The 15,167-nt window shown below is 53.0% G+C and carries 15 protein-coding genes; 10 read left to right on the top strand and 5 right to left on the bottom strand.

Annotated features, from left to right (window positions below):
* Position 1: 1 nt before the first annotated feature.
* Entirely contained in the window at positions 2 to 223 is a 222-nt protein-coding gene (gene vapB / locus ACYQ27_RS07695; protein ID WP_456395120.1) for a type II toxin-antitoxin system VapB family antitoxin, read from the top strand.
* Positions 210 to 614 carry a type II toxin-antitoxin system VapC family toxin gene (locus ACYQ27_RS07690; protein WP_460041397.1) on the top strand — a complete coding sequence of 135 codons (405 nt, stop codon included), beginning with the start codon at positions 210 to 212 and terminating at the stop codon, positions 612 to 614. Before vapB ends, ACYQ27_RS07690 begins: the two co-directional genes overlap by 14 nt.
* Here the strand turns inward: ACYQ27_RS07690 and ACYQ27_RS07685 are convergent.
* The gene (locus ACYQ27_RS07685) at positions 611 to 1,705 is read right to left on the bottom strand and encodes a VIT1/CCC1 transporter family protein (protein ID WP_460041841.1); all 1,095 of its coding nucleotides are present in this window, start codon (positions 1,703 to 1,705) and stop codon (positions 611 to 613) included. The genes ACYQ27_RS07690 and ACYQ27_RS07685 overlap by 4 nt on opposite strands.
* A 116-nt stretch (positions 1,706 to 1,821) precedes the next feature.
* Here ACYQ27_RS07685 and ACYQ27_RS07680 point away from each other — a divergent pair, with 116 nt between their 5' ends.
* Positions 1,822 to 2,622, top strand: coding sequence for a PIG-L deacetylase family protein (locus ACYQ27_RS07680; RefSeq protein WP_456453569.1), 801 nt, complete (start codon positions 1,822 to 1,824; stop codon positions 2,620 to 2,622).
* Here ACYQ27_RS07680 and ACYQ27_RS07675 read toward each other — a convergent pair.
* From ACYQ27_RS07675 to bgaS, 3 genes are read right to left on the bottom strand one after another with little or no spacing between them, the layout of a single operon-like run.
* Complete coding sequence (locus ACYQ27_RS07675; RefSeq protein ID WP_456453570.1) at positions 2,615 to 3,064, bottom strand: type II toxin-antitoxin system VapC family toxin; 450 nt, start codon at positions 3,062 to 3,064, stop codon at positions 2,615 to 2,617. The two genes, ACYQ27_RS07680 and ACYQ27_RS07675, sit on opposite strands and share 8 nt — an antisense overlap.
* Positions 3,065 to 3,066: 2 nt before the next feature.
* Positions 3,067 to 3,276: a hypothetical protein gene (locus tag ACYQ27_RS07670; protein WP_456453571.1), complete on the bottom strand. Its 210-nt coding sequence runs from the start codon at positions 3,274 to 3,276 to the stop codon at positions 3,067 to 3,069.
* The gene (gene bgaS / locus ACYQ27_RS07665) at positions 3,273 to 4,727 is read right to left on the bottom strand and encodes a beta-galactosidase BgaS (RefSeq protein WP_456453572.1); all 1,455 of its coding nucleotides are present in this window, start codon (positions 4,725 to 4,727) and stop codon (positions 3,273 to 3,275) included. Before bgaS ends, ACYQ27_RS07670 begins: the two co-directional genes overlap by 4 nt.
* A gap of 207 nt (positions 4,728 to 4,934) precedes the next feature.
* On the opposite strand from bgaS, the gene ACYQ27_RS07660 reads away from it, so the two are divergent.
* From ACYQ27_RS07660 to glmA, 7 genes are read left to right on the top strand one after another with little or no spacing between them, the layout of a single operon-like run.
* Positions 4,935 to 6,788 (top strand): ABC transporter substrate-binding protein, encoded by a 1,854-nt coding sequence (locus ACYQ27_RS07660; RefSeq protein ID WP_456453573.1) that lies wholly within the window; start codon positions 4,935 to 4,937, stop codon positions 6,786 to 6,788.
* A gap of 42 nt (positions 6,789 to 6,830) precedes the next feature.
* A complete protein-coding gene (locus tag ACYQ27_RS07655) occupies positions 6,831 to 7,814 on the top strand; it encodes an ABC transporter permease (protein ID WP_456453574.1) in 984 nt (327 codons plus the stop codon).
* Positions 7,815 to 7,816: 2 nt separating this feature from the next.
* Positions 7,817 to 8,746, top strand: coding sequence for an ABC transporter permease (locus ACYQ27_RS07650; RefSeq protein ID WP_456423045.1), 930 nt, complete (start codon positions 7,817 to 7,819; stop codon positions 8,744 to 8,746).
* The gene (locus tag ACYQ27_RS07645; RefSeq protein WP_456423044.1) at positions 8,743 to 9,714 is read left to right on the top strand and encodes an ABC transporter ATP-binding protein; all 972 of its coding nucleotides are present in this window, start codon (positions 8,743 to 8,745) and stop codon (positions 9,712 to 9,714) included. Before ACYQ27_RS07650 ends, ACYQ27_RS07645 begins: the two co-directional genes overlap by 4 nt.
* The gene (locus ACYQ27_RS07640; protein WP_456423043.1) at positions 9,711 to 10,673 is read left to right on the top strand and encodes an ABC transporter ATP-binding protein; all 963 of its coding nucleotides are present in this window, start codon (positions 9,711 to 9,713) and stop codon (positions 10,671 to 10,673) included. The genes ACYQ27_RS07645 and ACYQ27_RS07640 overlap by 4 nt, the downstream gene beginning before the upstream one ends.
* A complete protein-coding gene (glmD, locus tag ACYQ27_RS07635) occupies positions 10,674 to 11,654 on the top strand; it encodes a glucosamine-6-phosphate deaminase (protein ID WP_456423042.1) in 981 nt (326 codons plus the stop codon).
* 5 nt (positions 11,655 to 11,659) lie between these two features.
* Positions 11,660 to 14,008 carry an exo-beta-D-glucosaminidase gene (gene glmA / locus ACYQ27_RS07630; protein WP_460041396.1) on the top strand — a complete coding sequence of 783 codons (2,349 nt, stop codon included), beginning with the start codon at positions 11,660 to 11,662 and terminating at the stop codon, positions 14,006 to 14,008.
* 14 nt (positions 14,009 to 14,022) lie between these two features.
* On the opposite strand, the gene ACYQ27_RS07625 is transcribed toward glmA, so the two are convergent.
* Positions 14,023 to 15,156 carry a tRNA (guanine(10)-N(2))-dimethyltransferase gene (locus ACYQ27_RS07625; RefSeq protein WP_460041395.1) on the bottom strand — a complete coding sequence of 378 codons (1,134 nt, stop codon included), beginning with the start codon at positions 15,154 to 15,156 and terminating at the stop codon, positions 14,023 to 14,025.
* Positions 15,157 to 15,167 lie beyond the last annotated feature (11 nt).

The raw sequence follows: 15,167 nt of genomic DNA, 5'->3' as shown, positions 1-15,167 counted from the left end.
TATGGCGGTCATAAGCATCCGCATTCCCGATGAGCTAAAAGCGAAGATGAAGGAGTACGACATCAACTGGAGCGAGGAGATAAGGAGGTTCATAGAAAGGAAACTCCGGGAGGAAGAGAAAGCAAGGTTACTCGATGAGATTGACTCGTTCCTTGAAAAAGTCCCCCAACTTGAGAGAGGAAAGGCCACGAAACTCGTGAGGGATTCCCGTGACAGTAATTGACACCTCAACACTAATAAAATACCTCCTCCGGGAAGAGGGCTGGGAAGAGGTCTCAAGGTTCCTCAGGAGAACGCCAGAGCTTGTATCACTGGAAATGGCTCTAATTGAAGGAGCCAACGCCGTATGGAAGCGGTACAGGTTGTACAGGGACATATCTTTTGAAACCGCTCAGCGTATAATTGACTACCTTCACGCGACCAAGGGAATAATAATCTATGAAAACCCGCTCCAGTATCTTCCGGAAGGGGAGAAAATAGCCCTCGAGCAGGGAGTCACAGTCTACGACGCCCTCTACATCGCCCAGGCCCTCAAATATGGCAAACTTGCCACCAGCGACAAAAAGCAGGGGAAAATAGCCGAAAAGCTCGGCGTTGAGGTAACCTATCTCTAAAGCGCCGAGACGTTGAAGAGCACCTCCATGAGCCGGCCGAAGAGATAGCTCAGGAACGCTGCCCCCAGTCCCGTTGCCACCATCTCGGCGACCTTCTTCCGGATTGAAATCCCCGACAGGAGGGAAACCAGCGTCGCAACAACGGCCAGTGCCGATCCGGCAAGGAGGACCGAAAATGGCAGAGCGGTTAGTGAGCTTGATGCAAGGAAATACGGGGTAACCGGGAACGCAACTCCGAGCAGATAAAAGGAACCTGTATAGATGGCGGCCCTTATCTCGTTCTCGTCGCTCTCGGGGATGAGGAGCTTCATTATTGCATCGCTGTTGCCGGCAAGCTGTTCTGAAACTTCCCTGGCGATATCCTCGGGCATTCCCCCCTCAACAAGCTTATACAGGAGCTCCTCCTTTGCTCTTCCCGGTGAAACCCTGAAAAGAACCTCCATTCTATCCCTGATTGCCTCATTAACCTGCCTCTGAGAGCGCACCGAGATGAACGTTCCGATCGCCATGGAAAGAGCTCCTGCAACGCCAACTATCAGGCCGCTTATGCCAACGAGTTGGGGACTGTTGGGATAAACCGCTGAAAGACCTGTGACAGCCCCAAGAATTTCGACGAGGCCATCGTTCATACCCAATACCAGGTCCCGGACGTTCTCTGTGTGAAAGCGCTGCTTGCTCTCGTAGAAGAACTTCTCATGCTCAAGCTCATCAAGGATAACCTCCTTTATCTCCTCCATCTCATCCGGTGTAAACCTGTGCGCGTAGGCGGTGAGATATTTGAAGTACTTCTGTATGGCGCTGTTCTCACCCATTTCGAGGAGGGATGCGAGGGAACCCGGGCCGAGTATCTTCCGCAGGAGTCTGGTGCTGAGGATTGTGAGCCTCTTCACTGAGGGCCTTGGAACTTTCCCGCCGTGCCTCTTTATAAAATCGTGCCAGAACCTGGCGTGCTTTGATTCTATATTTGAGAGGCGGAGGAACTCCTCCCTTATCTCCTCGTCCCTCTCCATCTTCGCGAGCTGGGCGTAGAGCACCGAATCAGCGTATTCCTCCCTGTAAAAGTCTCTAGCCAATTTCAGCATCTCGTCCATCATCACCACCACAACAACTTTGTAAGGGATGTTAAAATACCTATCGAACCGACCGCAGGATTTATATATCTGCCGGTCTCTATAAAACAACCACAGTTTATAAGTGAGGGAGGGCTATGTTTGAGGAGATTGAGAACTTCGATGAGGCTTTTAGGGAACTCCTTGAAAAGCTTGAATTCGACCTCAGTGATCCCTTTGGAGAGGTGGAAAAGGTTCTCTGCATCGAACCGCATCCGGACGACTGTGCGATAGGAATGGGGGGGACGATAAGGAAGCTAACCGCAATGGAGAAGAAGGTCGTTTACCTCTGTCTCACCGACGGCTCCATGGGCACCGACGACGATGGAACAACAGGGGAAGAGCTTGCCCTCGTGAGGAGAAGGGAGGAGATGGAGAGTGCCAAGTTGCTTGGGGTTGATAAAGTTCTGTGGCTCGACTATAGGGACACCGAGCTTCTCTATTCCTCCGCGGTCAGGAAGGAGATAATCAGAGTTATACGGGCGGAGAAACCCGATGCAGTTTTAGCCCCAGATCCCTGGCTCCCCTACGAGGGTCATCCGGACCACAGAACCGCGGGGTTCCTGGCCATCGACGCGGTGGCCTTTTCTCCCCTCCCGAATGTGGGCAGAAGCGACCGCTACCTCGGACTGAAACCGCATCAGGTTGATCTCTTCGGCTTCTATTACACGGCCAAGCCAAACTACTTCGTTGATATAACTGACGTTATGGAGCTCAAGCTGAGCGCCATTCGGAGGCATAGGAGCCAGTTCACTGATGAGGTGTGGGAGAAGTGGGAACCATTCCTGAGGACGGTGGCTCTCTACTATGGAAAAAAAGCGGGGGTAAAGTACGCTGAAGGACTCCGCTTCATGCCGGGGCTTTTCCTCCACATAACCCCCTTCGCGGAGCTCATCTGAGCTCCCTTTCCACCATTATTTCAAGCTCACGGAGGAACTTTTCGAGGGGCATCGTGTCGAGACCGAACTGTCTAATGGCTTCGTACCTCTTTGGGTTCTCCGTTATAAGAAGGCTGTTGCTCCATATCGCGGTTGCCGCAGTTAGAATATCTTCAAGGTCGAGCATCTTGCCCTTCTGGAGGAGGCTTGCCTCTATCTTTGAGGCCTTGACTATTATCTCATCGTTTAGGGGTATCACAGTATAGATGTCTCTGAGAACTTCAAGCTCTCCCTCCACGTTTCTCTTTAGATACGCCTTCGCGGAGAGATAGCGGTAGACCGTGATTATGGAGAGGGAGACGTTGAACTTGGCCAGGGTTATCTCCAGCTGTCTCTTCCTCTTAGCGGTGTGCATCTTGAGGAGGGTTATGCTGTCGAAGGTTATGTCCTCTGGCAGGGGCATCTTCAACTCCCCTTCTTCTTCTCAAGTAGGTTTATCAGGAGTTCAGCCTCTTCCTCATCCATTATAACGTTATCGACCTTCTTGTCCAGCTCGACCAGGTGCCAGGTCTCAATGAGCTTCTGGAGCACCTCGTCGTAGGAGCGAGCATCAAGCTTGTCCTTGAGGAGCTTTATCTTTCTCCATGTGCTCTCATCAACCGCTATGGTCTTCATTCCAATCCCTCCTCAACAACCTTCCTGTAGGTTTCAACGCTCCTTCTTCTCGGAATACGTTCCTTTGTGATGAGGTCAACTTCGTAGAGGCCGAAGCGTATCTTGAAGCCCATCGCCCACTCGTAGTTATCCGTCAGAGCCCAGTGGAAGTATCCCCTCACATCAGCCCCGGTCTCCACGAGCTTCTTTACCTCGTCCACGTGCTCCGTTATATACCTCGGCCTCAGTACGTCCTTTGAATCCGCGACTCCGTTCTCGGTTATAAACACGGGCTTCCCGTACTCCAAAGCTTCCATAGTTGAATCGTATAAGCCTTTTGGGTACACCTCCCAGCCGAAGTCGCTGGTGGGATTGTTGTCTGGCGAGACGCTCTTCGGGTTTCCAGAATAGCCGTACCCTTCCACTCCCACAAAGCTCACCATGGGCAGCTCCTTGAACTTCGGCTCCATCCATTTGACGACCTCTCTCGTGTAGTAGTTGTTGCCTATCCAGTCGTTCCTTTCGATGTGGGCTATCCTCACGGGATTGAAATCAAGCTCCAGGTCAACCCGGCCCCTATTGAGGGCTTCAAGAAAGAGCCTGTTGTGGAAGTAGTCGTAGTTTTCCGCGGCTTTGACGTCCTTTTCGCTGGCTGGGTTTTTCGGGTAGGCCGGGATTATATTGAGAATTATCCCGACAGGGGCTTTGGTGTGCTCCTTTATAACCTCGTAGGCCCTTGCGTGGGCAACCATCTGGTTGATGATAACCCTTTTAGCTGCCTTTGGATTGAGGATTCCCGGCGGCCAGCCGACGTAAGGGGCCAGATAACCGAGCTCCACCGTGACCATCGGCTCATCGAAGGTTGCCCAGTAATCCACGAGCTCCCCGAACTTCCAAGCGACGTATGCCGAGAACTTGACGAACTCGATGAGGCTCCTCTCGTCGACCCAGCCCTTTACCATGCTGTTCTCGAAGTCGTTCCTCGTCCAGAGAGGGTCGTGGATCCATATGGGCAATGTCTGATGATTGAGCGTTACGAAGGTCGTGAAGCCAAGCTTTTTGAGGTTTCTCAGAATCGAGTGGTAGTGTTCGACTTCCCCCCAGTTGGCGAGTCCATCGAGCTCTTCGAGGTGTTCCTTCTTTATTTTAACGCGCTTTATAAGCCCGTATGAATCCCTCTCCAGCTCTACGTCAACACTCCAGGTTGGACAGGGAAAGATCCTGCTCCATTCTATTGTGAGCTGGTATGCGTTCAGTCCTAAATCCTTGGCCAAGCGGTGGTCAATCTCATAAAGCTCGTAGTTGTTTATCCCGTCCTCTGGCAGATCCCCACTTACGAGCTCGTTCTTTATGTTGAAGCTATCCCTGACCCAGACCCACCAGTCGGTTCTTGAATCGATGTTCCTCCTGTAAGGGTCCCCCATCTCGAACTGAAAGGCTGACTGCACAACGCCCCAGTGAAATTGTTCCATAGGTTCCACCTGAGGATTTATAGATTTTGATGTTTTTATAATTTTCCTATGGTCATTTTTGGTCATCAGTAAGGGTCTGCTCACGTGCATCTTTTCCCGTATTCTATATAACGGTGTGCATTGATGGTGTCTTGTGGCTACCAAAAAGCTTATATAGAATCCGATAGTTTTATAAAAATGACATTATTTATAATGAGGTGGGAAACTATGAAAAAGTATCTCGGCCTTGCTTTGACGGCCCTTCTTCTGGCCAGTATGGTGGGTTTTGCCCCGGTTAATGCCGTGGAATATCCGAGGAGCGAAACACTTTACACCGCCAACAGCGCGCCTCCGACAAACGCCAATCCCTTCCAAGGAGGCAACATACTTGGTCTCGACGGCCTCATATTTGAGCCCCTTGTAATGCTTAACTTCATGACGGGTGAACTGAAGCCCTGGCTCGCGGAAAGCTGGAAGTGGGTCAAGCCCAACGTTTTTGAGGTTAAGCTGAGGAGCGGTCTGAGTTGGCAGGACGGGAAGCCGCTGACTGCCGGGGACGTCAAGTTCTCCTACGAGTACTACCAGGAGATAGGCCTGAGGAACTGGACAAAACTTGGCCTGAAGGAAATCAAGGTTGTCGATGATAGAACCGTTGATTTCATCTTCGCGGGCACTCCCAATTATCAGCTCTGGCAGCTCCAGCTCTTCTACGGCTGGGGACAGGGAGCTCTCATAATCCCCAAACACATATTCGAGAACATTGACCCGAAGAAGGTACCAAAGATGACCTTCACCGGTGATGAGATGAAGTATCTCGTTGGCTCAGGCCCCTACAGGCTCAAGGAAGTAGTTCAGCAGCAGAAAGCAATACTTGAGAGGAACGATAACTGGTGGGGCAACAAAGTTTTTGGAAAACCCGCTCCAAAGTACATAGTTGAACTCTACGTCAAGGACAACTCCCAGGCCGCGAACCTCTTCATCAAGGGAGACCTCGACGTGGGGACCTATTACATTGACATAGTTCAGGCCAAGAAGCAGAATCCTAACCTCGCCAGCTGGCTTGACAAATCACCCTACTTCCCGGCAGTTGCTCCGGTCCTCCTGTACTTCAACACCCAGAAGGAGCCAATGAACAACGTTCAGTTCAGGCGTGCGATAGCCATGGCGATAAACCCCGAGCAGATAAACAGGAACGGGCCCATAAGCGACAGACCCTCGGAAATACCCTTCGGAACTGGACTCCTCAAGAAGTGGAGCGGAAAGATTGGACTCAACGGACTCGTCAAGGAGTATGGATGGAAGTACGGGGACATAGCAGAGGCCAACAAGATACTCGACAATCTTGGTATGAAGAAAGACTCAAATGGCTGGAGAACCTACAACGGGAAGGAGATTGAGCTTCACCTCGTTACATGCGCCGGCTGTTCCGACTGGATTTCAACGGCCGAGATAATCCAGAACCAGCTGAGAGCCCTTGGAATCAAGGTGGTCATAGACAAGTACGACTGGGGAGCGATGATGGAGAAATACAATAATGGCAAGTTTGATCTCGGCCTTCACTGGGCGGGAACGTTCCAGCCAACTGCCTATGCCGTCTATTATGCCCTCCTGAGCAAGGATGGAAGCGCGAACTTTGGAAAGTATTACAATGAGAACGCAGAAAAGATTCTCGATGAGTTCGCCAAGACGACGAACCCGGAAAAGGAAGCTAACTACATAAAACAGCTCAGCGAGATATGGCTGAAGAATGTCCCCGCGGTTCCGGTTTATATGGCAACGCTCTTCTACGAGGCCAACACCAAGTACTGGACCAACTGGCCAAACGCTAACAACCCCTACGGTGTACCTATATTCTGGGCCAAGTACGGAACATGGGGAACTGCACTGGCGTTGCTGGGCGTTAAGCCAGCGAGTGAGACTCAAACTACTGATACAACACCTCCCCGAACTTCAAGCCCGACAAAAACCACTTCAACATCAAGCCCAACAGGAACTACCTCAGGGGGAGGCAAAGGCATCTGTGGACCTGCCCTTATCATTGGCTTGGCTGTTGTGCCCCTACTCCTGAGGAGAAGGCGCTAACCTTTCTTTTTTACATCTTTTAAAGTTCAGGGGGTAGTAATTATGGGGTTCAGGAGGTACCTCGTTCGCAAGATAATCGTGTATGGAATCACATTCGTCTTCGCTGTAACCCTTAACTGGCTCCTTCCAAGACTTATGCCCGGCAATCCAATCGAGGCTATGATGTCCCAGAGTGGAAGCACTGCAAGCGAGGCCCTCATACGGTTCTACGAGGAGCTCTATGGGTTAAATCAGCCTATGTGGAAGCAGTTTGTGAACTTCTGGGTGAGTCTCTTCCACGGGGATTTGGGCTATAGCATGCTGTACAACGCCCCTGTCTCGGATATAATAAAACACGCCCTTCCTTATGACATAGCCATTCTTCTCCCGGCCATAGCCCTGAGCTGGCTGGTCGGGAACTGGTTTGGTGCCCTTGCAGGTAAAAACCGGAAGTATGACAGATATATGATGCCGATGTTTTACTTCCTTGCGAGCATGCCCTACTTCTGGTTCGCGATGATACTCGTTTACGTTGTTGGAGTTAAACTGAACCTTCTCCCATATTCCGGTGCATATGCCACCAATCTGATCCCGAGCTTTTCGTGGGAGTTCATTAGGAGCTTTATATACCACTGGATACTTCCTTTCCTCAGCCTGTTTATCGTTATGATAGGAAGCTGGGGGATAGGAATGCGCAACATGATAATCTACGAGCTCGAGGCAGATTACGTGCGCTATCTCGAAGCCCTCGGGGCAAGCGAGAAGCTCATGACCAAGCACGCCTACAGAAACGCAATCCTCCCACAGATTACCGGGCTAGCATTACAGCTCGGCATGATGGTTGCCGGAGCGATAGCGACCGAGATAGTTTTCAACTACCCGGGCATAGGGGTCCTCATAATGAATGCGGCCTTGAACCGAGACTACTTTCTCCTTCAGGGGGCTTTCCTCATCGTGGTCATCTCGGTCTTAGCGGCGAACTTCGTCATAGACATAGCTTACGCCCTCATAGATCCGCGTGTTAGAGCAGGCTACACGGAGGGTTGAACATGGGGGCTCTTAAACTCCTTAAAATAGCCTTTGGGAACAGGAAGTTTCAGTTCGGCTTTATCCTTCTGGTATTCCTCCTAATCTTTGCTTTAATAGGTCCCTTCCTCACACCCTTTGCATGGGACGGCCTCTACTACGAGAAATTTGAAGGTGTTTCCATAGCATCCTATGGAGAAAAGACCCTACCTCCTCTGAGCCACGAGGTGATAACCACTTACTCTGGCCGGGAGGTTGAGGTCCTTCACATCCTCGGGACAAACATCAACGGGCAGGATCTCTACGCAAGGCTCGTTTACGGCCTCAGAACTAGTCTGTGGATAGCCTTTCTCGCGGCGTTGATCGGAACGATATTGGGGATAACTATAGGCTTGGTGGCAGGTTACAAGGGAGGTTGGGTTGATGAGATTCTTATGATGTTCACAAACATAATGCTGGTTATTCCTTCTATAGTGCTCCTTGTCCTCGTTGCGGCCTATCTCTCAGCAAGGACCCCGGCGATACAGGCGATAATTATAGGCCTTACCGGCTGGCCATGGGTGGCCAGGGCAGTTCGCTCGCAGACCCTCTCCCTCAAGAACAGGGAGTTTGTAAACCTCGCCAGGATAGTCGGTCAGAGCGACCTTAGAATAGTCTTCGAGGAGATAATGCCCAACATGATTTCCTATGTTGTGATGGCCGGAATCCTTCAGTTCAGCGGGGCTATACTAACCTCTGCCACCCTTGATTTCATAGGCCTTGGTCCAACAACGATGGTATCACTGGGCAACATACTTCAACGGGCAATCTCCTACAATGCCCTCCAGTTCGGCTGGTGGTGGTGGTTCATTCCGCCCGGGCTGATAATCACCCTTATCATCACAGCGTTGTTCTTTGTCAACCTGGGAATGGAGGAGGTATTCAACCCGAGGCTCAGGAGGGGAGGGGAATGAACCTACTGGAAGTCAGGGATCTCAGGATTTACTACAACACTCCCGTTGGTCACGTCAAGGCTGTGGATGGGGTTTCCTTTGAGGTGAAGGAGGGGGAGGTCTTCGGCATAGCCGGAGAGAGTGGCTGCGGAAAGTCGACGCTCGTACACTCCCTCATACTGAGAAAACCGCCCATGCTACACGCTGGCGGTGAGGCACTTTTCAAGGGCCAAGATCTGATGAAACTCAGCGAGGAGGAAGCCAGAAGAATCCGCTACACCGAACTCTCAATAATCCCCCAGTACGCGATGAACGCCCTGAATCCAACCAAGAAGATCAAGGACATCGTCTGGGACCTCGCTAAGGAACACGAATACACCGACAGGGGAAAAGTTGAGGAGCTCCTCCGTGAGAGGCTGGGGATGGTCAAGCTCAGCGAGAAGGTAGCGGATATGTACCCCGTTGAGCTGAGCGGTGGCATGAGACAGCGCGCTACGATGGTAGTCTCGACCCTTCTAAACCCTGATTTGCTCATAGCCGATGAAATAACCTCCGCGCTGGACGTCACGACGCAGAGGGTCGTCATAGAACTCCTCCACCACTTCATGAAAGAGGGAATCGTTAAGTCCATCATCTTCGTCACCCACGATTTGGCACTGCTCAACAAGATAGCCGACCGCGTCATGATACTCTACGCGGGAAAAGTGGTTGAAATCGGCCCGACGGGGGAGATAATCAGCTCTCCGGCTCACCCATACACCAGACTCCTCCTAAACTCCCTGCCGAGGATGGGCGTGCAGTACAGGAGGCAGAAGCTGAGCGGCATTCCTGGCTACCCAATAAGCCTCCTCAACCCGCCGAAGGGCTGTCGCTTCTACACACGCTGTCCAAACGTGATGGAGCAGTGCAGCGAGATTGAGCCAAAGCCAGTCAAGGTAGGACCAGAACATTACGCGGCCTGCCATCTCCTCGGGGGTGATGAGCAATGACCCTTCTCGAAGTCCAGAACCTAACCAAGGTGTTCACCTCCGGCCTCATTGGGGGCTTTGAAATCCGCGCCGTCGATGATGTCAGTTTCTCGATGAGAGAGGGGGAGATAGTCTCTCTCGTGGGCGAGAGCGGCAGTGGAAAGACGACAGTTGGAAAGCTCATCCTCAGGCTCCTCAAGCCAACCTCCGGAAGGATACTCTTCGAGGGAGAGGACATAACGGGGTTCGACAAGAGGAAGCTGCGCACCTACTACTACCGCCAGGTCCAGGCGGTCTTCCAGGATCCCTTTGCCAGCTTCAACCCCCTCCATGAGATAGACAGGGCGTTCGACCTGGTCTTTCGTTCGTTCCTCCTAGAGGTAGGCAGAGACGAAAGGGAAAGAATGATAGACGACGCCCTCAGCCAGGTTGGCCTCAACCCGGCGGAAGTTCGTGGCAAGTATCCCCACCAGCTCAGCGGCGGGCAGCTTCAGAGAATCCTCATAGCGAGGGCCCTTCTCGTAAAGCCAAAGCTCCTCATAGCGGATGAAGCCGTCTCGATGCTCGACGCGAGCACTAGAATAGACGTCCTCAACCTCCTCGGAGAATTCAGGGATAAATACGGCACCTCGGTTCTCTTTGTCACCCACGACCTGGCGTTGGGCTACTACATCAGCGACTCGACGATAATCATGTACAGGGGAACCATCGTCGAGATGGGCGACACGGAGAAGGTCTTCCACAATCCCCTCCACCCTTACACCCAGATGCTCCTTGAGAGCGTTCCCGACCCGAACGTGAAGTGGGAGTTCAGGGGCATTGAACCGGAGAAAGAGGAGCGCGGCATCTACGAGATAGCCGGCTGTCGCTACGCGCCGAGGTGCCCGAAGGCCATGGAGAAGTGCTTCAAAGTCCGTCCAGAGCTTCGCGAGGTTGAGAAGAACCACTGGGTTGCCTGCCACCTTTACGGGGGTGATTAAATGCACGCAACTCTAAGAGAGATACTAAAGACCCCTGAGGGCATAATCACGGCTCAGAAGGCCTTTGAGGAGTTCGTAATGGTTCATGACTTCCGGTTACCGAGAGAGGTAGTTTACACGGGCTGTGGCAGTTCACATTTCCTGTCGCAGCCACTGGCCATGGCAACCACCCGCCTTGGGGGCAGGGGGTTCAGCGCCCCCTGCTCCGAACTTCTCTATTCGAGGGAGTGGTATTCGATAGGAAAGCCGGGGCTTCTCGTGGCGATATCTCGTTCAGGCGAGACGACCGAGGCAATAAATGCCCTCGACGCCTTGAACGTTCCAGGGTTCGCTTTAACAGCCTACGAGAGCACGCTCTCAAAGAGAGCCGATTACGCGCTAGTAGTTCCTGTCCACGAGGAGAGCGTCGTCATGACGCACTCATTCACGACCTTCTACTTCTCGTTCATTCAGCTTCTCCTCAGTTCATACGGGAGGGAAACCCACGATGCGGAACTCGTCTCGTCGCTAACTAAGGAAGTCCTGGGGAGCGAGGAGTACATCAGGGAAATCGTCAAGGGCTTTGACTTCTGGAACGTCATCTTCCTTGGCTCGGGAATACTCTATCCGATAGCACTTGAGGCCATGCTCAAAATGAAGGAGATGGCCCTCTTCTGGAGTGAAGCGTATCAAACCTTCGAGGTCAGGCACGGCTTCAAGTCCATAGCCGACAATGGAACCTTAGTTGTCCTCCTCGTGAACGAGCCCTTCGACTGGCACGAGAAGCTCACGAAAGAGTTCAAAAGCCAGGGTGCAAGGGTCCTCACCGTCGGAAGAAAAGATACCGGGGCGGACTACTTCATCGAAGTTCCCAAAATCGAAGAAATCCTCAGCCCTGTCCTGCACCTCCCGGTAATCCAGCTCCTGGCTTATTACAAGGCCATTGAGCGCGGACTCGATCCAGACAGGCCCAGGTTTCTGAGCAAGGTCGTCAAGTGGTGATTGCTATGAAGGTTGGCCACGATGGAAAGGTGTATTACCTTGGTGGGGAGCCTTTCACCGTCTACGGCGGAACGCTCCAGTTCTTCCGCGTTCCTAGGAGACACTGGCGCGACAGGCTGGAAAAGATGAAAAGGCACGGCCTCAACACGGTGGATACCTACGTCGCTTGGAACTGGCACGAGCCGGAGCCCGGAAAGTTTGACTTCACGGGTGAAACAAGGGGCGAGAGAGACCTGATTGGGTTCCTTGAGCTTGCAGAGGGACTCGGCCTCAAGGTCATCATCAGGCCCGGCCCCTACATCTGCGGCGAGTGGAGGAACGGTGGGATTCCAAGCTGGCTTATCAAAGAACACCCTGAGATACTCGCCAGGGGACCGAACGGGCCCCTGCCTGGGGACATCTATTACCCCCCGATAACATACCTCCACCCGACTTACCTCGGGGCCGTCTCAAAGTGGTACGACGAGGTTCTGCCGGTAATCTGGGACTACCTCTACACCAACGGAGGGCCGATAATAAGCGTCTCCATAGACGACGAGCCCTCCTACTGGGAGACCATCTTCCAGCCCTTTTTGACGGATTACAACGAGATAATAACGAAGCCCAAAGGTTTGTGGGAGGAGTGGCTTAGGACCAACTACTCCCTCGACGAGCTGAGCGAGCGCTACGGAACGCCGATAAGTGATTACTCCGAGGTCTATGCGCCGGCGAGCGAGAACGAACCGTTGCCGAAGATACTCGACTGGCACCACTTCAAGATTTGGATGACCAACCGCTACGTTGAGAGGCTCTACGACCATATGAAACGCTACGTTGACGTCCCGATAAGCATACTCGACCCCTACCTGCTTCTCTCTGCCTGGAGGCATTTCTACCGCTACGTCAGGGAGAACAACCTCGATATCCACCTCTGGACCGAGTTCTGGTACTCCTTCTACCGCTCCTTTGACCTGAAGGAGGATAAGCTCGGCCACATCTATTACAAGACCGGAATCTACCGCTTCTATCAGAAAAGACTCGGAACGCCGCCCCTCAGCATAGAGACCCAGGTTTCCCTGGCTCACACGATAGAGCCGGACGAAGCGGAGCACCTTTACGCGCTGGTGGCTTCCCTCGGAATCCACAACATCAATTACTACCTCTACGTCGGCGGTGAAAATCCGAGAGGTTACGAGTCCCACAACGGGGTTACCTGGGACGTATACTCGCCGATAGGCCTCGATGGAAGCGAAAGGCCCCACGTTGAGCCGATAAAGTGGCTCGGCGAGTTCCTGTTCAACAACCCGGACTTCGTTGATTCCGAGCTCAGGCCGAGGGTTGCCTTTGGAACCTACGAGCCCTACGAAGCTCTCTCGCTGTTCGGCCTCAGGAAGAACCTTACGGAGAGTGTAAACCTCAACGAGTACCTCCTTGGGGAAAGGGGACTTCTGACGCTTTTGGCTATGAGCAACGTTCCCTTCGACGTCCTCGACCTTGAGGAGGCGAGCGTTGAGGAAATGTTGAGCTACGGCCAGCTCTGGGTTTACAGTCTCGACTTCATGGGCAGGAAAGTTCAGGACAAGCTCGCTGAATTCGTTGCCAGAGGCGGGAACCTCGTACTCCTGCCGATGCTTCCCTACCTCGACGAGAACATGAAGCCTTACTCCTCTCTAGCCGAGTTCCTCGGTGTCGAGGTTGAAAGGGCGAAAGCGAGGGACAACCCGAGGCTGATCCAGTTCACGAGCGTTTCTTCGGAGGGAATAGACAGGATGCTCGTCAGGAACACGGTCAGGGGAGTTAGGGGAGGAGAACCCTTTGTCTTCCACTACGGCAGGCCAGTTGGGACGTTCGTGAGGAGGGGAAAGGGAAGTGCAATCGTCCTCGGCTTCAGGTTGCAGTACTACAACAGCCACCACGACCTCCACAGGAAGTTCGTGGAGGAGATTTTGGCAATGCAGAACGTTGGAAGGGACTTTGAGGTAACCGAGGAGGACATGATAGCGCTCCCGCGTGGCAACTACCTCGTCCTTCTCAACCCAAGGGGCCACAGGGTCTTTGGGAAGGTCAAGTACAGGGGCGTTGAGGTTCCAAAGCTCCTCGACGGGATAGAGATGAGGAAGCGCGGTGCCCTCTTCCTGCCCTTTGGGTTGAAGGTCGGGGGCGTGGAGATAATCTACTCGACCGCGACCTTCCTCGGCGGCGACGGCAAAACGCTCCACTTCAGAAACCACCTCTCCAACTGGAGCGAGATAGCGCTGAGGAATGTCGGGGAAGTAAGGGCCATAGGGGGCAGGATGGTGGACGAGTCCACCTCCGAAGAAACCCTCACCATCGTTGTGGAGCATCAACCCGGCGAATTCGAGCTGGAGTTCTGAGGAGGTTCGTTGTTTTATTCCTTTTTCAGCACCTCAAGAACCTCCTCAAAGGGGGCGTCGGTTTTCACCGCCGTTGGGGAAAAGTGAGTCCTCGTTGCCCTGTACCCATGCTCTCTGAGGGCTTCGATTATCCCGCTGATTTTTTCCACCCTGAGGCCGTTCCTCCTTGCGAGAGCATGGGTGTCGTAGTGGAAGGGAATGTCGAATTCCCCCGCTAAAGTTTCGAGGAATGGGAGCGTCTTTTTGTGGGCGATTGGATGTTCTTTGCCCAGCCTGTGAATTCCCTCAACAAACTCCTGACTCTTCAACGGGCCGAGCCACAGCGGGCCGTGGGCTCTGGGTTTTCCCGGGAGGGGAGCTTTTTCATACTCAAAGCGGCCGTTCACATCCTGCCACAGATAGCCGAGCTGGGAGAGGCTTTCATCTGCTTTTCTGGCGCCGCTCTTGAGCCGCAGAAAGGCCCGGAAGTAGTGGTCGCGGTAGTAAGCTAGGAGAACATCAACGCCGAGGTCGTACTTGGCGGCATATCTAACGACAGTTCCGATGAGAACTCTAAGCCCTGCCTCGTGGCAGAGCTCTCCCCTTATTGGCTCCGCAAGGTATTTACGCAGGCAGGCATGCCTGTAGGCTCCGCAGAGCACCCCGGTATCCGTTGCCGTAACTGCGAGAATCCCCTTCCTCTTCACTGACCTGAGGGCGGTATCCAGAAACTCCACAGGCGAGCCGAAGGGATCCAGATCCACGAAATCAAAATGCCTGAAGTTTTCGGCCATGACCAGATTGGCATCTCTGTTTGTCACAATTACCCTCTTTTCACCACTGAGGACTGCCATTTTTCCCGCCAGGGCCGGTTTAATCCTGAAATTGGCTTCCACATTCCTGAGCATCAGCCTGAATGCTTCCTCACTGATGTCATTGAGCCAGATCTCCCCGGCAGGAGTTTCGAGGGCATAACGGATTCCCCGTATGCCCGTGGCGGAGAGGGCATCAATGATGGAAGCAGCCCCCGAAAGCCTCACAGCTAGGACGCTTATATCCCTGTTCAGTGCCATCACAGGGTTGTAGAAAACAGGGGCATCATAGATTCTCTCCGCGACAGGAACCAGTATCCTTGCCTTCCCCTCCACTATCTCCCTGAACATTGGCATTGAACACACCA

This window comes from Thermococcus atlanticus (assembly GCF_054657855.1).
This window is presented reverse-complemented; position numbering and strand designations above follow the sequence as displayed.